Here is an 18301-nt window from a genome sequence, read left to right on the forward strand (position 1 = left end):
AACCCAGCCGACTATCCGGTTGATAACGGTTCTCTTGAGGGTGGCCCATGACCATTCGCGTTGCCTTGTACCATCGTACGACTTACCACTTTGACCGCCCGGTGCGTCTATCACCCCATGTTATTCGGCTACGTCCGGCGCCCCACTGCCGCACCCATATTGAGTCGTACTCGCTCAAGCTCTCCGGCGAAGACCACTTTTTAAATTGGCAACAGGACCCGTTTGGCAACTTCAACGCCCGCGTGGTGTTCCCAGAACCGCGTAAAGAGCTAACCATCGCCGTCGAGCTGATCGCCCCGATGACGGTGATTAATCCGTTCGATTTCTTCCTGGACGACATTGCGCAACAGATTCCCTTCGATTACCCGGAAGCGCTGCGCCAGGAGCTGGGCCCCTATCTTGAAATCACCGAGTCCGGGCCGCGCTTGATGGAGTGGCTAAAGGGCGTGCCCCGCGAACCGACCACCACCGTCGATTTCCTGGTCGCGCTTAACCAGCGCCTACAAGACGATATCGGTTACCTGGTGCGCTTGGAGCCCGGTGTACAAAGCTGTGAAGAGACCCTGTCCCTGGCCAGTGGCTCGTGCCGCGATAGCGCCTGGTTGCTGGTGCAGATTTTTCGCCATCTAGGCCTCGCGGCACGCTTTGTATCGGGCTATTTGATTCAGCTTAAATCCGATGTCAAAGCACTCGATGGCCCCAGCGGTACAGAAGTAGATTTCACCGATTTACACGCCTGGACCGAAGTGTTTCTACCTGGTGCAGGCTGGGTAGGCCTTGACCCCACCTCGGGCCTGTTTGCAGGCGAAGGCCATATCCCGTTGGCCGCAACCCCCACCACGGGTAGCGCAGCCGCCATTACCGGTTTTTCAGATAAGTGCGAAGTCACGTTCGATGTGACCATGGAAGTGGAGCGTATTCACGAAGACCCACGGGTCACCAAGCCGTATAGCGATGAGCAGTGGCAGCGTATCTGCAACCTCGGCGACGAGGTGGATGCCGAGCTTCTTCAGCAAGATGTGCGCCTGACCATGGGTGGCGAACCTACCTTTGTATCGGTCGACGACATGGAAAGCCCGCAGTGGAATACCGAAGCGCTCGGTGAGCACAAGCGCGAGCGGGCCGAAGCACTACTGACGCGCCTTCAGGCCGCCTACGCCCCGGGCAGCGCGATTCAGCAGCAGCAGGGCAAGTGGTACCCTGGCGAACCGTTACCGCGCTGGGCGCTGGCCTGCTACTGGCGTAAAGATGGCGTGCCGCTATGGCGCGACCCACAGTGGCTGGCCTGCCTGGAGACCGCCCCGAAAGTGCAGGTGGATAACACCATGGCGCAACGCTTTACCAAGGCGCTCAGCGAGCGGCTGGGTGTGGCCGAACGTTACTGGATTCCGGCGTTTGAGGATGCCTACTACTATCTTTGGAAAGAGCAGTCGCTGCCGGTCAACGTTGACCCACGCGAAGCCAATCTCAAAGACGATGCCGAGCGCCACCGCTTGGCCCGTTTGTTAGAGCAAAGCTTAGATGAAGTGGTGGGCTATGCGCTGCCGCTGCGCCACTCGATCAGCCAAGCACACCGCTGGGAAAGCGGCCGCTGGCCGCTCAAGCGCGACCACCTGTTCCTGGTACCCGGCGACTCCCCCATGGGGCTACGCTTACCGCTTTCCGCGTTGCCTTGGGCTGACCCAGAAGAGCAGCCCCAGCCCGAATCACTGTTCGCACCGCGCCCTGAACTGGGCGATATTCACGGCGAGGTCGCCCGGCGTAACGCCGAGCAGCTGCATATTAGTGATGCCGAGCGCCTGGGGCGTTCCAGCCACCCCAGCCCATCGCACCCTGAAGGTGAAGACGTCCAGCAGCAGCCGCGGGCTGAAAGCGACCGCGAGAGTGGCATTATTCACACCAGCCTGTGTGTGGAGCCACGGGATGGGCGCTTGCATATTTTCCTGCCGCCATTGACCAGCTTAGAGCACTACCTCGACCTGCTCAGCACCGTTGAAGAGTGCGCCAAGGAACTCGCTTGTCCGGTCATGGTAGAGGGTTACTCGCCGCCTCGAGATCCGCGCTTGGAAAACTTTATGATCACCCCCGACCCAGGCGTGATCGAAGTGAATATTATGCCCGCCGCCAGTTGGCAAACCTTGGTTGCGCAAACTGAACGGCTGTATGCCGAGGCACGCGAAACCCGGCTGGGCACTGAAAAATTCATGTTGGACGGGCGCCATACCGGTACCGGTGGCGGCAACCATGTCACGCTGGGCGGCATTACGCCTGACGACTCGCCGTTTTTACGCCGCCCCGATTTGCTGGCAAGCTTGGTCACTTACTGGCAGCACCACCCTAGCCTCTCTTATCTGTTTTCGGGTCTGTTTATTGGCCCGACCAGCCAAGCCCCACGGGTGGATGAAGCGCGTCACGAAGCACTTTACGAGCTGGAAATTGCGTTACAGCAAATGCCTGAGGGTGATGTAGTACAACCCTGGCTGGTCGATCGCTTGCTGCGCCACCTGTTAACTGACCTAACCGGCAACACCCACCGCGCTGAGTTCTGTATCGACAAACTCTACTCACCGGATAGCGACAGCGGCCGACTCGGTTTATTGGAGCTACGTGGCTTTGAGATGCCGCCCCATGCGCGCATGAGCCTGATGCAGATGCTGCTGATTCGCGCCCTTGTCGCGCGCTGCTGGAAGGCACCCTATCGAGCCAAACCGGTACGCTGGGGCAGCGCCTTGCAGGATCGTTGGATGCTGCCCCACTACCTATGGAACGATCTTGACGATGTGCTTAGTGATCTACGCCACCACGGCTTCGATTTTGATCTTGAGTGGTTTGCCCCCTTCCTGGAGTTTCGCTTCCCGCTGCACGGACGCTTGCACACCCCCATGCTGGATATTGAGCTGCGCCAAGCCATCGAACCCTGGCATGTATTGGGCGAAGAGGCCTCAGCTGGCGGCACTGCCCGCTACGTGGATTCCTCAGTGGAGCGCCTGGAAGTCAAGGTGAGTGGCATGAGCGGTGACCGCTATGTGGTGACCTGCAACGGCCGCCGGGTGCCCCTTTCAGCTACCGGCAGAAACGGCGAAGCGGTGGCCGGGGTGCGTTACCGCGCTTGGCAGCCGCCCTCGGCGCTTCATCCGCAGATCCCCATTCACGCGCCGCTGGTGTTTGATGTGATCGACACCTGGAACCAGCGCTCAGTCGCGGGCTGTACTTACTACGTAGTGCACCCCACAGGGCGTAATTTCGATACCTTCCCGGTCAATGCGTTTGAAGCCGAAGCGCGAAGACTGGGGCGTTTTAGTGACAGCGGCCATAGTCATGGCCATCAGGTTCCCAAGCTGGAAACCCCCAGCCTGGAACTGCCGCAGACCCTCGACCTGCGCTGGACGCCTAGCTAATGCTTTTCTCTTAGCGACTAGTGCAGGATAATCCGCCTCCTACTGCTTAGGATTACAAGGATAATGACGGCCCCTGTCTCTCCCTCACTTCTCGCGCCCGTGGCTAACGGGCTCGTTGAGGATTACTTACACCAGCTAGGCAAGGGACAGCCCGGCACGTTCGACGCCATGCTCGATGGCCAGGGGCAGTTACGCCCTGGCTGGCAGAGCTTACTCGGCTCATTGGAGGGCCTGGGCCCGACGGGTCGTCACCAGCAGCATGACGAGATTCAGCGCCTACTGGCTGAAAACGGCGTAATTTTCAATATGCATGATGAAACCCAGGGGCGTTCGTGGCGGCTCGACCCGCTACCCTGGGTGATTGATGAACCACAGTGGCAAGCATTAGAAGCGGGGCTAATCCAGCGCAGTCGTCTGCTGAGCGCCCTCTACGACGATATCTATGGGCCCAAAACGCTCTTTGAGGCTGGACTACTCCCCACCCAAGAGCTGCTTGCCTCAGCGCATTTATTACTGCCCTGCCACCAGTCGCTGCCCAATGACCGCGCGCCGATTATTTTCCACGGTGTGGATGTGATTCAGGATACTCAGGGCCAGTGGCGGGTGTTGGCAGACCGCCTACAGGCGCCATCCGGTACTGGGCTTGCGCTCGAAAACCGTATACTGATGGCCCGCGCCCTGCCGGATATGTATCGCAATGCGCCCTTAAAGCGGCTAGCGGGGTTTCTTGACCTACACCACCGCACGCTGATCGCCATGGCCTATCAGCATCGCGATAACCCCACGCTTATCTTATTAACGCCGGGGCCGGGGAGCCCACGCTATTTTGAGCACGCCTATTTAGCCAATTACCTCAATATTGCACTGGTAGAAGGCCAGGATTTAGTCGTACGCGATACCCAAGTATGGCTGCGCACCCTGGGCGGTCTACAGCCAGTCGATGTGATACTGCGCCACTGCGACGACGCTTACTGCGACCCGCTGGAACTGCGCGGCGATTCGCAGCTGGGCGTACCCGGGCTACTCCAGGCCATGCGCTCAGGCGGCGTGGCGCTATCTAACGCCTTGGGGGTAGGCATTTTGGAAGCCCCGGTGTTAGCGGACTACTTACCGATGCTGTGCGAGCATCTTCTGGGTGAGACCCTGCTGCTGCCCAACGTCAATGCCACGACGCAGCCAGCCACCGCGCCGGTTTTTGATAGCCACCTACAGCGCCTGGAGCCCACCACGCTCAACCTACGCTGCTTTGTAACACGCACCCCCAATGCCACTGCCAAAAGCAGCACTGCTGCTAAAAATAGTGCGGCTGGCGAGTACCAAGTAATGCCCGGTGGTTTAGCTTGGGTTGGCGAACCTGGCTTGCCATCACTAAGCAGCACCATCGTTAAAGATGTCTGGGTTACGGCAGCCTCTCCTCAGCCCCATGTCAGCCAGCTCCGCCAGGCCCGCGGCCCGGTGGTGGCCACCCGTGACGGCACCGACCTACCCAGCCGAGTAGCCGAAAGCCTGTTTTGGTTAGGCCGCTACGGCGAGCGCTTAGACACCCGCGCGCGACTGCTGCGTGAAGCGCTAATGAGGCTAATGGAGTACGACCAGGATGAGATCGCCGATCAGCTGCTCGATGAACTTCTGCTGGCACTGGATATCACCACGCTAAACGAAGAGGACCAACAGCGACTACAGGCACCTTTGATTGGTTTTGATCTAAAGCGCGCCGCGTTACTGGCGCAGTTTGATGACGTGGATCCCCAGGCCTTACAGCCACTGTTTGCCCAACTAATGCGCAACGCACGCAGCGTGCGTGACCACTTAGGCGATGACTCCTGGCGGGTGGTGCACCAGCTGCGTCAGCGCATGGCCACCTTCAACCCAAGCTTGGGGGCCAGCGCGGCACGGCGCGCTTGCGAGGGGCTGTCTGCTCAGCTAGCCGCCTTCTTCGGGCTGTGTAACGAAACCATGCCCCATCACTACGGCTGGCGGTTTATGGATATTGGTCGCTTCCTGGATCGCGTACTGGGACTGCTCTCGCTGCTCAATCTCACCCTCAATGCGCCGCACTCGCCGGGGCTGGCGTTGTGGGAAGTCGTGCTCGCCACCACCGATAACTTTACCGCCTATCGCCGCCGCTACCGCAGTGAGCTTCACCCTGCGGCGATTCTCGATCTACTGCTGTTCGATGAAACCAATCCTCGCTCGGTGGGCTATATGCTCAAGCGCATTGAGCGTCAGATGGATCGACTGCCAGGCACTACATCCCCCTACCGTAACGCCGAACGCAGGCTGTTGATTCAGGCGAATGCAGCGCTCCATCTTGCGGATATTGATCGTTTGAGCCATTTAGCGGATACCCCCGAGGCGCAAGAGGCGTTAGAACAACTGCTGGACGCCCTGATTGAGCCCCTGAGTGCGCTTTCTGAAGCCATTAGCCAGAGCCATTTCAGCCATGTGGAACGACCTCGCCAGCTAGTTAGTATGGAGCCCGATGCATGAACTATACGTTGCGGCATACCACCCGCTACCACTACAGCGCTCCGGTAACGTTGTGCCATAGTGAAGCGCGGGTGCTTCCACGCAAAACGCCCCATCAGCAGTGTGGCGCTTCGGAATTACATATTAGCCCTGCGCCGCAGGTACAAAAGGAGCGCTGCGATATATTCGGCAACCGGGTGCTCTATTTCGCCATGGAAGAGGTCCATCAAACGCTGGATGTCACCGTGGTAACACCACTGAATACTCAACCGCTCACCGCCCTGCCAACTGTTTCACCAGCGTGGGAAAACGTGGCCCAGCTGCTGAGCCAAGACAACAGTTTTGACGTTCAACTCTACCGGTTGGACTCACCGTTTATCCGGCGTAACGACGAGCTAGCGGCCTTTGCCCGCAGCTGCTTCACCCCGGGCAGGCCACTTATTGAAGCAGCGCTAGCGCTGAATGAGTTGATTTATAGCACCTTTGAATACGACCCCAGCTTTACTACGCTGGCGACACCGTTAAGCGAGGTACTTGCCAACCGGCGAGGTGTTTGTCAGGACTTTGCTCACCTGGCGATTGGCGCACTGCGTTCGGTAGGGCTCGCCGCACGCTACGTCAGCGGTTATCTGGAAACCCAGCCACCGCCCGGGCAGCCGCGCCTGATCGGCGCGGATGCTTCCCATGCGTGGCTGGCGACCTGGATCCCTGAATGGGGCTGGCTGGCGCTTGACCCCACCAATGGCTCAGTGGCCGGTGAACAACACCCCGTGCTGGCTTGGGGGCGTGATTATGCAGATGTCGCGCCGCTCAAAGGGGTTATGAACGGCGGCGGCGAGCATCGTCTTGAAGTTGAAGTCGATGTCATGCCGCTGGCGAGCTAAAACATTAATAATTATTAATGCCTGATAGCCATCAGGCTGATTCGTAAGCGGCTTTAAGTCGATAAAACTCTTCAACAATAGCGGCCATTTCATCGGCGTCATAATCGCACAGGCCGCTCACCACGAGCTTTTTGGAGCCCACCCCTACCGCTTCACCGGCGGACTCTATCGAGAATTCCAGCCGTGCATCGGCACGTTTGCCGTTAACTTCTAGCGAAGAGTGATTCAGCGTTAAGCCCGGTGAAAAGCCATCTAAACGCTTGAGTGAAAATCCCATGCTATCGTAGATCACCAGCGGGCGTTTAGGGTTAAACATAACCCCATGCTGCTCCATGAGTGGTTTGAGATAGTGTGGGAAATTCTTGCCTGAAAACGCCACATAACAGCGTGCAAAGGCTTCCACCACAGCGGGATCATGGGTAATGTCACCGCTGCGCACCACCTGCAAGTAACCTTTACCGCTCTCATCACAGACATGCAGTGTACCGTCGTCTTCTTCGCTGAACTTTAGCGGTGTATCGGCGCCCACCATGTTGGTAAAGCGAAATTCCATTTGCCGCGACAACCCAAACTTTGTGAGCACCAATGCAAACAGCAGATCACCGGGCACACAAAAGCGGCGTGCATCCGGATTATGAATAGGGTTGTAGTCACCCGCCACGCCTTTGGCGAAGCGACTGGCCTGCTCTGCGGAGATCACCACATACTCTCCACGCTGCGTATAAAAATCCTTGAACATGGCGTTTGTTGCCTGCCTAGCGTTGAAATCGAAAACCCGTCACTGCCCAACGCCGCGCATAATGCCATAAAACACGCCCCAACAGGAGTAATCTGCCAGGGAAGCCACTATGCCAGACGCGAACACTCGTAAAAATCGCCTACCCCGCCTGCTTTTCAGGGTGTTGATTGGCTTACTGTTTATCATCCTGATCTGGGTAGCGGGCAGCTATTGGCTGCTTAATAGTCAGTGGCTACCCAAACGCATTTCCCAATTTGAAGGCATCGACATCCGCTGGGAGCAAGGCGCCAGCCGACACCCTGGCCGGTGGGAAGTCGAGGGGCTGTATCTCGCACGTGAAGATGAAGCCTTACCCATCTCCATTGAAGCCGAACGCGCGACCCTTTCGCTCTCTTTGCTGGCTCTGCTACGCGGCGAGCTACATATTAATGCCCTCGATGCTGAGGGCATTCGCCGCCTGATCGTCGGTGATATCGCGCTGGAAGCGGAAGGCCAACTACACGTAGCGGAGACCACACTGAGTCGCGACACCCTAGCTATCCCTAATGTTTCGCTCGCCATTACTAATGGTCGTTTAGTTCGCCTGAGTGATCAAGCAACCCTAGTGCACGATATTGATCTTACCGCTGATGCGACACTCGACACGATAACCCCCGTCGACGCCACCAGTGGCCAACTTAACCCCAACCTGCTGGCGGCGCTTTCGGCACAGCTTCAGTTGAATGCCCAAGCGGATGCCTGGGATGTCTTCATGCCCTATTTAGACGCCCTGCCCTGGCTAACCCTGGAGGGGCGCGGGGCACTCACCGGCACACTTGAGCTAACCGCTGGTAAGTTACAGCCCGGTAGCGAATTAATGCTGGACGCACCAGTGTTACGCTTAGCGGTAGATGAGCAGCGTTTACGAGCTTCAAGCGACTCGCCCCGCTGGCTAATCGCTGACAACCCACCACCACGTCACACCGCCACCGGTAAAGGCCAGGTTCGCTTGGCGATTGAGAACGATCAACTGCATTTTTCGACCCAGCTTGCCGATGTTGAGCTAGCTGAAATAGAACTGGCTGAAGTAGGACTGGCTGAAATAGAACAGGACGAGCCGCGCCCCTATGCAGAGCACGCTGAGCTTCGCCTTGCGACCCAAATTCCCAATCAACGCCTGGATCAGCTCGACCTTCCCACAGCGGCTACCCTGGCATTAAAGGGCAATATCATTCGTTTGGATATGCTTGACCGTTATCTTACTGCGTATGCTGACGAACAGGGCATCCGCCTTTCCGGCCATGGCCAAATGGATGCCTCAGCCAGCATTCGCGAATCGCGCCCTTTTGAAGCCCAGCTGAACATTCAAGCACCGGAACTAGCCGCCAATACGCTCGGCTTTATCGCCCAAGGCAGCGGCTCACTCAATGCACGGTTAACACCGCAAGAGATAATGGAAGCCACGTTCAACTTTAACGATGCCACGCTCCATCACCAAGAGCGCCTGCTGCTTGACGACGCTGATATCAACCTTATCGCCACAAGCCCTATTAATCCGCAAAAAGCGCTTGATGAAGTCTCTGCCACGCTCAGCTGGCAAGCGGCGCGGCTCCCTGATATCCGCGTACTACAGAGCTATTTAGCGGCCATTTTACCCACCCCTGCACCTCTGCAGTTGCTTAGCGGCCAAGCCACGAGTCACGGCCAGCTTACTATGACGCCAGAGCAACTCAGCGGTGAGGTGCATTTAGCTGGAAGCGGGCTAACGACTCGCTGGCAGCATGGCGAACAGGCGGGCACGTTAACCAGTGATATGCAGCTATTCCTGCCACTCCAGCAAGTAGCGATGGATGGTTCAGAGTTGAACATCAGCGGCACCCGGCTGAGCTGGCAAGTGGCCGATATCGACCGACCTAGCGAGCGCCTAGAGAGCGTATTAGTGTTAACCGACGGGTGTTTTCAGCGCCGCAATAGCATGCCTAGTGGTCAGTTTGCACTTGAAGGTAGTGTGCAACGGCTAGGCTTTTTAAACGCGTTTTTGCCTGACGCCCATGGCTTGGCCATTGCTGGCGAAGGCCAGCTCTTTGCTCAGGGCGCCTTTCGAGATAACCGCCTGCTGGCACCGACTCGATTGCGGGTCAACGCCGACCAGTTAGAAGTCACTTTTTTAGACTATCTCGCCACCGGACGCGGCGAACTTACCGCCCAGTTGAATAGCACCGAGCAGGCCCAGCTCTCGCTTGGCATTCCCCGTTTTGTCTTAAAGCGCCAAGACGATGACAGCCCACATGTGCAGGGGCGCCACTTTGCCCTCACCACGCAAACCAAGCAGTTTAGCGAAGTGCTTGAATCCCCCCAGCCCGAGCACTTCACCACGCGTATTGCGCTACCGATTACCGAGGTGCCCGACTTCACCCGTTACAACCGCTACCTGCCAGAAGGGGCGGGTATCACCTTGCTTGATGGGCAAGCCAGCCTAACCAGCGAATGGCTGCTGGAAGGATTGAACGCCCAAGGAGAAATAACGCTGCGCGCCTTTGGTGCCGAGCTGGCGCTACTGGATCAGCGCCTACGGGGCGATGTGCACTTGTATTTGCACCTAACCGACGGCGATCTGAATACACGCCGCTTTACTGCTAATGACTCTTTCCTACGCCTGGAAAACGTTAACCTTCAGAATGAAAACGGCTCATCGGATGCGGGTTGGTGGGTGCAACTTTCAATGTTTGATGCGCAGTTAGCGTGGGAAGACCCTGTTCGCCTAGCCAGCCAACTACGTTTGGAGATGCGCGACACGGGATTACTCGCCCGGTTATTTCTCGCCCGCGCCAGGGATAGCGACTGGCTCGGGCGCCTGCTAAATGTTCATGATATTGAGGGCACTGCGCAACTAGAGATCAACGGCGAGCTTATTAGCCTACAAGACCTGACACTCACCGGTGGCCCGCTGCTGCTGCTTTCGGACATCGCTCTGGCAGACCGCAGTGCCAACGGCGCGCTCTATGCGCACCTTGGAGTGGTTGGACTAGGCGTTGAGCTTGAAGATAGCGAACCAACCTTGCACGTTATTCAACCGCGCCGCTGGTTTAACCGCTGGCGAAAAGCCAATGGCAGGTAATACACATAAACGTTGCCTAATGTTTTTTGCGCTCACGGCGAATCATCCTCACCCGCTCTTTGGCTTTTTGCGGCGTGGAGAGCGGTGCCGCCGCCTCATCGTGGGTTTTGGCGGGCACCGTGACCCAGGCAAACACCGGCAATGCCAAGTGCCAATGAATGGCCGCCAAACGAAGCCCAAGAGTGACGCTTAGCGAGGCGGCAATCGCCAGTGTAAGCGGTGCCTCCAGCGCATGCAGCGCGACGTAAACGATACCTCCCGCCATCGCAGCGGTGGCGTAGATCTCTTCGCGCAATACCATGGGCACTCGTTGCGCCAGCACATCACGGATCATGCCGCCCGCCACGCCGGTCATCATGCCCATCAACACCGCCACCATGCCAGACGTGCCCAGCAGCAGTGCTTTATGGGCGCCAATAACGGTGAACAGCGCCAGCCCGAACGCATCGGCAATCGGCAAGAAGCCCCTTGAGAGACGGTGGATATAGTGAAACCCCATCAGCGAGACGCCTACGGTGGCTAAAATCACCCATAAATAGGTTGGGTCGGTCACCCAGAACACCGGCTTTACGCCTAGCACTAAATCCCGCAGTGTGCCCCCACCGATGCTGGTCACCGCCGCCAGCACCAGCATGCCAATTGGGTCCATGCGCGACCTGCACGCCAACATCACACCCGACAGCGCGAACACAATGACACCCGCCATATCCAGCCAATAGACCACACCTGACACGCTCTTCTCCTTAATGTTCGCTATCGATAAAGGCGCCAAGAATAACACTCTTCCCCAAAACACTGGCTCCGGCGCTCATTACTCAGTTGGGATAAATACTCGTGATTAGGTTACGCTGACCTATTAGGTTAACTGTGGAGTTGGAGCGTTTATGGATTGGAACCCGGCTTACAGCTGGCTGGTACTCGCCCTACTATTAAGTCTGGCAGAGCTATCCTCTGGCGCAATGGTGCTGCTTGCACTGGGTATTGCCGCGGCGCTAACGGCGGCCGTTACGGCGTTAGGTTTAACGCTCCCCTGGCAACTGCTCAGTATGGCTATTTTTACCGGCGTACTGCTACCGCTATGCATCATGGTCATTCGCCCGCGCTTCTCTCCCCGTGGCGTGGCTTATGGCACTACCGGCACGGGCGTCGAGAAAGGCAATCGCTACACTACCCTACGCCGGGATTTTGATGATGCCACAGGCATTAAAGTTAACGGCGATTTCTACCGCCTGCGCGTCGTTGAAAGCGGTGAAACTGAGCTACCCAGCGGTACGCTGGTTATATTTATACGATTTGAAGGCACCACTGCGCTGGTCGCGTTACATCAGCCTGACGACATAGCCCCTCACGAAGACGATCCCCAACGCAAGGAGCCTTAACAATGGATTTACCTATTAGCCCAGGTTTATTAATAAGCCTTATTATTGTAGTGATCGCGGTACTGATCATTTCTAAAGGTCTGATCATTATTCGCCAATCGGAAGTCATGGTGGTGGAGCGCCTTGGTTCATTCCATCGCGTTTTAGAAAGCGGCATCAACATCATCATTCCGTTTATCGAACAACCTCGTGCGATCACCATGCTGCGTTATCGCAAAATGGGTGAGGACTACACCGCCATCACCACAGACGAAACCCGTATTGATCGCCGCGAAACGGTGATGGATTTCCCAGGCCAACCGGTCGTTACCACCGATAACGTCACCGTGCGCATTAACGGCGCCCTTTACTATCAGATCATTGACCCCAAGCGGGCGGTCTATGAAGTCGAGAACATGAGCCAGGCCGTCGAAGTACTGGCGAAAACCACGCTACGCTCAGTAGTCGGTAAAATGGAACTGGATAAACTGTTTGAGTCCCGCGCGGAAGTTAATAATGAGATTCAGGCCGCGATGGAAGAGCCTGCGTCTAAGTGGGGGGTTAAAATCTCCCGCGTCGAAGTACAAGATATTGCCATGCCGGAAGAAGTGGAAACCGCCATGCGCCTGCAGATGGCCGCCGAGCGTAAACGGCGCGCGACAGTCACCGAAGCCGAAGGTGAAAAATCAGCGGCAATTGCCATGGCCCAGGGCCAGCGTGAATCTTCGATTCTTAACGCTCAAGGCGATAAAGAGTCCGCTATTCTGCGCGCACAGGGTGAGCAGGAGTCCATCAAACTAGTACTGAGCGCCATCGGCGATAGTGAAGAGAACAAGCGCACGGTGGTGGGTTACCTGCTCGGCCAAAGCTATATCAAGGTACTGCCCAACATGGCGAAGAATGGCGAGCGTGTATTCGTACCTTATGAATCATCGGCATTGCTTGGCTCAATGGGCATGTTCCGTGAAATGGCGGGATCACCTGAGGACACGGTGGCTAACCACCTTAAAAACCGTAGCGGCAGTGACAGCGATTTTCGTAGTGGAATTGTCGGTGGCGCGGTCAGCGGCCACTAATAGCGCCATCAAGAAACCGCAGGAATTACGTTAAGCCGGGCCCCGCGGGGTCCGGCTTTTTTGTACTCTGGACTTATCCGTTACCCGTCATCAAACGTTGAAGAAAACTTCATCGCCTGCGCCAATTTTTTAGCTAAACTGGGAACCATCGCTCAGTGGGCCGGGCATCGTTATGCGTTAACCACCAGTGTTGTCATCGGTTGATGCATCCAGCAGTGGAATACAATCTTGTTGGCACTCAAAACGCTCTCCATGCTACTTCGTGGGTACACCTTATGCCATGGCATTCTGCTAACGATAACCTTTACCTTGTTAATGGTAACGTCAACTGCTCTTCAGGCAGATGCCTCGCCTAAGCCACTCAATAGCTGGGAGTACCGCTGGGGTGATTCACCATTCAATGCCCAAGGTGCGCCCCAGTGGCTGCAGGATGAATCGCTAGACTGGCACGCCATTGATTTCCCTGCCGACCCGCCCGGCCGGAAGGGCCAACAAAATGTCTGGTATCGTGCTGTGCTGCCTGAGGGCGATTGGAACGATCCAGTGCTCTACATCACCAGCATCGACCTAATCGCCCAAGTCTACCTGGATGATAGGCTGATTTATCAACATGGCGAATTCGATTCCCAAGGATGGGGGGAGTTTGCGGGTTGGCCATGGCATATGCTCGACCTGCCTGAAGATGCGGCGGGCAAGACTCTCTACCTGCGCGTGTTTTCTTATTACACCAACATCGGCCTATGGGGCGAAGTTCAGGTGATGGAGCGCCTTGATGTGCTCAAGCACGTTATTCATGATTCAGCTCAGGATCTTGGCGTAAGCGCACTGGTTTTAGTACTGGCGATTCTAGCCACTATTTTTGCGCTGATTGGCCCTGAACGGAGAGGATTTGGCGCCATCGCCCTATTTGCCTACGCAGCGGGGCTCATGCTGATTGCGGAAGCCCCAGCTCGACAACTGATCGCCAGCAACGCCCTTGCCTGGGATACCCTGCGGGCGGGCAGCTACTATATGCTGCCTGTTGCGCTGGGGTTACTCCTTAGCCACTGGCTCGAAGGGTCTGCCAAGCGTTGGCTAAGCCATTTTTGGCGCCTGCATCTTGCTTATTTAATAGTCGCCATTGGCTTGGTTCAGGTTGGCATCATCAGCCTGCCAATCACCTTTCCGATTTTTGATGCTTTGCTGGCAGTGACGCTTCCGGTCATGTTGATACTGGCCCTATTCCGTTTCCCCAGGCTAAGCCTTGAGCAGCGCTTACTGGTAGTAAGCTTCACTGTTTTCGCACCGCTGCTAGTGACCGATATGCTAGTGGCACACGGCTTTATCTCGTGGCGCCCCATCCCCCTAAGCTATGGCACCCTCGTATTTTCACTGGCTAATGCCGCCATTTTTCTATGGCACTATCGCCGTACGCAGCAGGAACTGGCGCTATCGAACGAAACGCTTGAGCTAAAAGTGGCCGCACGTACGGCAGAACTGGACCGTCTGGTGCATGAGCTGGAAGGCCTTTCTTTCGAGGATCCTCTTACGGGTCTTCATAATCGTCGCCACTTCAATACTGTGTTCGATCATGAGTGTCGTCGCGCACAACAAAACAGCAGCCATCTATCGCTACTAATGTTGGATATAGACCATTTTAAAAAGATTAACGACCATTTTGGCCACGATGCTGGTGACAGCGTACTGGTAGAGATCGCATCGCGACTCCGGCAACACTTCCAGGGGATGGATGTCGTCTGCCGGTTCGGGGGAGAAGAGTTTGTAGCGCTGTTGCCGGCCACATCAGTAAGCGCAGCCGAGGAGCACGCCACTGCTCTGCTTAATACGATTTCTCATCAGGCATTGATCTATCATGGGGAACCGCTGGGGCGTATCACGCTCTCTTGCGGGATAGCCACTTACCCGGGGCTCACACAAGATCCGCAGAAACTACTGCGACTCGCTGACGAAGCGCTTTACCAAGCCAAGCACAGCGGCCGTAACCGCTGTGTCGTATGGGCTGAATCGCATCACGCTCAGCAGTTCATGCTGGCCCCAGCAGGTATTTCCATCTGTCTGGCGACTAGGGTGAATCGGTCGCCAGAAAGTGATCAATAAACACTGCGTAATCCTGCTCAGTACAGTCCGCGTAAGCGACTGCCAGTGTTGAAACGACCTCGACAAACTGCGTTTCTCTTCCTTTCAGGCGTTGGCAAACGGCCTTGGCAAAGCGTGTCGCGTCACCTCGATTAAGCGCCTGGGCACCGCGCAGGTGTTCACGGGCAAGAATTTCCCCCCACTGCTGCGCCAGCTTTTTATACGACTTACCACCAGAGAGCTTATGGGTCGGCATGTCTTTCTTGAAAGGCGAACGTTCGCGCACCGAAAACACCTTGTCATTCATGGTCAACCAACCAAGGTAGGCATCCGGATGCTCGGCAATGGCGTGGAAAGCCGCGGCATGACGGATACCTTCATTGGGAAACAGCTTCCGCCACGCCTGCTGCTGGGTCTTATCCATCAGTTGGTACGCTTCTGGCGGCACCTGCTCTTTGATATCCAGAATGATATCGTCATGCTCGTGCTCAACGCCTCCCTCAATCAATACGTAGTAACGCTCCACGCCCAGCGAACCAGTACCTGCATCCAGACGTCGAGCCGTATCTTTCACACGAAAATGGTGAGGATCACTCTCTTTAAAGGCGTGTTGCAGCGTTTGCTGGTACTCCTGCTCAATCAGACGGCGTAACTGGCTGGCGACATCCGCCGGTAGATTGGCGAGCTTACCGGGCCGCTCGGCGAATTGACGGCCTTTCTGGTCATCAAGCGTCGTCCATTTTTCGAGCATCCGCGCACGGCTCTGTTTATCCGCCACCTTATTCATGAACGGCTTCAGCGGGCCCTTGGCGGTGTCGAGAGTGACAGCGTGAATGGGTTTACCATCGACGTGATCCGCCAGCGTTTGGTAATAGCCTTTTATTAACTTTTTGAGTGCTTTATCAATCGCTTTGGTGTCCAGCTCTGCGTTCTCGCGACCATCCAGTACCACGCTGATAGCCAGTCGCCACACGTCGTACTGATAGTCACCAATCAACGCGTCGTCGAAGTCATCCATGCCATAACGCACCTGATCATCGTGGTGACCGTAAGCGCCAAAGTTATAGACGTGAGCATCGCCTTGCAGCCACGTTTGAGTTTCCGGCCAGCCGCCGAACAGGGCAAAGCGCCAATCGTGCCAAACGTCTTGCCAGAAAAGATGATTACTCCCCCGATAAAACCGGTAAGGCGACGCAGCCATTTTGGCGTACTTGGCCTGGCGGGTTGCCGTGGCCAATGTTTTGTTCGCCTGATGGGTTGCCTCAATCACCTGCTGAGGGCGGTTATGTCCAGTCAGTGCATGGCTCATTGCGTTGCCTTTGTTAGTGCATTCATTCGCTGTGTTTGCCCGGTGCGTAAAAAGCGCTCGGAGCATAAAAGCGGTTATCTGCAAGGGTAAGCGATGAACATGAATAGATTAAGTCAGCGTTTACTATCCACCCTTGCGCCCTAAGCGTGTTAACCCGCGTGGAGCCGCGATACGAAAGAAGCGCTCAACCACTTCTGCGTTGGTAGATGGCGTCATTAATGAGATCGCAACAAATACCGGCAGATTGAGCATTAGCCCCCAAAAGCCCGCGTGAATACCCATCGGGTGTGGCCAAAGGGTAGTAAATGCCGTGGTAATCAAAAAACCCACCACGATACCGGCCATCACGCCCAGGCGAGACGCTCGCGGCCAGAAGAACATCCCGATGAACGCAGGCATTACTTGGGAGGCAAAGCCCAGCCCCACCAGCAGAATCATCACCAGGCTACCGGGCTCGGCAATTGCCAGTGGCGCTATCACTAAGAACATGATGGGTAGGATCAATAGTCGCGCCAACTTGCCGGTGACAGCGTCGGATAACTTCAACACGGGCTGAATCACATCCTTACTGAGCGACAACGACACCGAGTGAATAAAAGGTTCGCTGGAAGACATAGAGGCCGCCAGAGTGCCCGCCCCCAGCAGCCCGACCAGCACGACAGGCAAGTGCTGCATGGCATATTCGAGTACCACAGTATCGGCGCGGGCGAGTTCAGGCAGCGAAAAAATGCCGATGAAGCCCACCACCACCATAGGCAAAATCACTACGTAATAAGTGGGCAGCCACGTTGCGCTGCGACGAATGGTGCGCGCGGAGGAAGCGCTCATCCACTGCGTCCATACTGGCGGCATAAACGAGAACATCGAAACGATGATCGAGGTTGTCCAAAAGCTAAAGCTCATATCACCACCGGCGCCTGGCAGGGTGAGAAACTCGCTATGATCGGCCTGGATGCGTTCGAACACCCCCGCAAAACTTAACCCACCGGTGGCGCTATGCACAGCCCACAGGCCAACCGCCCAGGCAACGATTAGCATCAGCACGCCTTGAAAGGCATTGGTGCGGCCAATCGCCCGCTGCCCGCTGACGTAGAGATACACGGCAATACAGGCCAACACCAGCACGACTCCCAGCCAAATCGGTATCAAGCCGCCGCTCATCACAAACAAAATATAGGCAGAGCCGATAGTTTGAAGCACCGCGTAGGCAACAGAGCCGATCGCCATCACGAGCGCGGCCAGTGCCCCCAGTGCAGGGCTCTGGTAACGGTCAGATATAGCACTTGCTTGGGTGACATGACCAAACTGCTCGCCGAACTGCCACACCTTCGGGCCGAAGTACCACGCGACCAACGCGAGATAGGCAAGGTAAATCGCTACATAAAATACCGCGACGCCTTTGGAATAGGCCCAGCCGGGCGCACCCATAAAGGTGTAAGCACTCACACTACCGGCGGCGATCAGCAGGTAGAGCGTTACCGGCCCCATGCTGCGCCCCGCTACGCCCCACTCCTCCAGGCTGTTCATGGAGCGGCCTGCCTTGGCGCGTAGGCCAATCACCATCGCAATGGCCACATACGTCAGTGTTATCAGTAATGGCCAAGGGCTACTCATAGTCGTCTCGCTCCACAATGCGGTTACCAATCAGCATGACCACCACGCAGGCAAAAATAACCAGGTAGCTCCAGACCACCATCAATGGAAGTCCCATCACCAGTGTTGCCCGGTTTACCAGGCCAATCACTGGCCATGTACCCGCCGCCATCAGTGCCACGAAAGCTATCAACAACCCCCACCCCGCACGGGAAGTGGGTAGAACGATCAAACGTCGCACGAGTACTCTCCTTTATTTAAACGCAACTTTATCGACGGCAGCGCAGGCCAACGCCAAGCGC

The 18301-nt window shown here is 56.5% G+C and carries 12 protein-coding genes; 7 read left to right on the forward strand and 5 right to left on the reverse strand.

Translation table 11 applies throughout. The features are described from left to right. The first annotated feature begins 47 nt into the window (after positions 1-47). The 3 genes from ACWI0H_RS15215 to ACWI0H_RS15225 all read left to right on the forward strand — a co-directional run bounded on the left by ACWI0H_RS15215 (position 48) and on the right by ACWI0H_RS15225 (position 6751). Positions 48-3398, forward strand: coding sequence for a transglutaminase family protein (locus ACWI0H_RS15215; protein ID WP_485873858.1), 3351 nt, complete (start codon positions 48-50; stop codon positions 3396-3398). Positions 3399-3461: 63 nt separating this feature from the next. Next, positions 3462-5888: a circularly permuted type 2 ATP-grasp protein gene (locus tag ACWI0H_RS15220; protein ID WP_485873859.1), complete on the forward strand. Its 2427-nt coding sequence runs from the start codon at positions 3462-3464 to the stop codon at positions 5886-5888. Beyond that, entirely contained in the window at positions 5885-6751 is an 867-nt protein-coding gene (locus ACWI0H_RS15225; RefSeq protein ID WP_336274069.1) for a transglutaminase family protein, read from the forward strand. The genes ACWI0H_RS15220 and ACWI0H_RS15225 overlap by 4 nt, the downstream gene beginning before the upstream one ends. A gap of 31 nt (positions 6752-6782) precedes the next feature. On the opposite strand, the gene ACWI0H_RS15230 is transcribed toward ACWI0H_RS15225, so the two are convergent. Then, positions 6783-7490, reverse strand: coding sequence for a DUF3581 family protein (locus ACWI0H_RS15230; protein ID WP_336274070.1), 708 nt, complete (start codon positions 7488-7490; stop codon positions 6783-6785). Between the two features lie 109 nt (positions 7491-7599). Between ACWI0H_RS15230 and ACWI0H_RS15235 the strand changes: the two genes are divergently transcribed. Continuing rightward, positions 7600-10587 carry a translocation/assembly module TamB domain-containing protein gene (locus ACWI0H_RS15235; protein WP_485873860.1) on the forward strand — a complete coding sequence of 996 codons (2988 nt, stop codon included), beginning with the start codon at positions 7600-7602 and terminating at the stop codon, positions 10585-10587. Between the two features lie 16 nt (positions 10588-10603). On the opposite strand, the gene ACWI0H_RS15240 is transcribed toward ACWI0H_RS15235, so the two are convergent. Beyond that, the gene (locus ACWI0H_RS15240) at positions 10604-11320 is read right to left on the reverse strand and encodes a trimeric intracellular cation channel family protein (RefSeq protein WP_336274072.1); all 717 of its coding nucleotides are present in this window, start codon (positions 11318-11320) and stop codon (positions 10604-10606) included. 151 nt (positions 11321-11471) lie between these two features. Here ACWI0H_RS15240 and ACWI0H_RS15245 point away from each other — a divergent pair, with 151 nt between their 5' ends. The 3 genes from ACWI0H_RS15245 (at position 11472) to ACWI0H_RS15255 (ending at position 15118) form a co-directional block, all read left to right on the forward strand. Beyond that, on the forward strand, positions 11472-11966 hold the full coding sequence (locus ACWI0H_RS15245) for a nodulation efficiency, NfeD-like protein (protein ID WP_336274073.1): 495 nt from the start codon (positions 11472-11474) through the stop codon (positions 11964-11966). A 2-nt stretch (positions 11967-11968) separates the two neighbouring features. After that, positions 11969-13021, forward strand: a complete 1053-nt coding sequence (locus tag ACWI0H_RS15250; RefSeq protein WP_335596467.1) for an SPFH domain-containing protein — start codon at positions 11969-11971, stop codon at positions 13019-13021. Positions 13022-13249: 228 nt separating this feature from the next. Next, positions 13250-15118: a GGDEF domain-containing protein gene (locus tag ACWI0H_RS15255; protein WP_485873861.1), complete on the forward strand. Its 1869-nt coding sequence runs from the start codon at positions 13250-13252 to the stop codon at positions 15116-15118. On the opposite strand, the gene ACWI0H_RS15260 is transcribed toward ACWI0H_RS15255, so the two are convergent. From ACWI0H_RS15260 to ACWI0H_RS15270, 3 genes are all read right to left on the reverse strand, one after another. Beyond that, complete coding sequence (locus ACWI0H_RS15260) at positions 15084-16406, reverse strand: DUF2252 domain-containing protein (protein ID WP_485873862.1); 1323 nt, start codon at positions 16404-16406, stop codon at positions 15084-15086. The two genes, ACWI0H_RS15255 and ACWI0H_RS15260, sit on opposite strands and share 35 nt — an antisense overlap. A gap of 123 nt (positions 16407-16529) precedes the next feature. Beyond that, the gene (locus ACWI0H_RS15265) at positions 16530-18020 is read right to left on the reverse strand and encodes a sodium:solute symporter family protein (protein ID WP_485873863.1); all 1491 of its coding nucleotides are present in this window, start codon (positions 18018-18020) and stop codon (positions 16530-16532) included. Next, on the reverse strand, positions 18013-18240 hold the full coding sequence (locus tag ACWI0H_RS15270; protein ID WP_485873864.1) for a hypothetical protein: 228 nt from the start codon (positions 18238-18240) through the stop codon (positions 18013-18015). The genes ACWI0H_RS15265 and ACWI0H_RS15270 overlap by 8 nt, the downstream gene beginning before the upstream one ends. Positions 18241-18301: the final 61 nt, after the last annotated feature.

The organism is Halomonas sp. NYA30, assembly GCF_976980765.1.

Excerpts from the sequence above, each read along its gene's own strand:
- ACWI0H_RS15250 (WP_335596467.1), top strand. The coding sequence starts at position 11,969 with ATGGATTTACCTATTAGCCCAGGTTTATTAATAAGCCTTATTATTGTA.
- ACWI0H_RS15230 (WP_336274070.1), bottom strand. The coding sequence starts at position 7,490 with ATGTTCAAGGATTTTTATACGCAGCGTGGAGAGTATGTGGTGATCTCC.
- ACWI0H_RS15235 (WP_485873860.1), top strand. The coding sequence starts at position 7,600 with ATGCCAGACGCGAACACTCGTAAAAATCGCCTACCCCGCCTGCTTTTC.
- ACWI0H_RS15220 (WP_485873859.1), top strand. The coding sequence starts at position 3,462 with ATGACGGCCCCTGTCTCTCCCTCACTTCTCGCGCCCGTGGCTAACGGG.
- ACWI0H_RS15225 (WP_336274069.1), top strand. The coding sequence starts at position 5,885 with ATGAACTATACGTTGCGGCATACCACCCGCTACCACTACAGCGCTCCG.
- ACWI0H_RS15215 (WP_485873858.1), top strand. The coding sequence starts at position 48 with ATGACCATTCGCGTTGCCTTGTACCATCGTACGACTTACCACTTTGAC.
- ACWI0H_RS15260 (WP_485873862.1), bottom strand. The coding sequence starts at position 16,406 with ATGAGCCATGCACTGACTGGACATAACCGCCCTCAGCAGGTGATTGAG.
- ACWI0H_RS15245 (WP_336274073.1), top strand. The coding sequence starts at position 11,472 with ATGGATTGGAACCCGGCTTACAGCTGGCTGGTACTCGCCCTACTATTA.
- ACWI0H_RS15265 (WP_485873863.1), bottom strand. The coding sequence starts at position 18,020 with ATGAGTAGCCCTTGGCCATTACTGATAACACTGACGTATGTGGCCATT.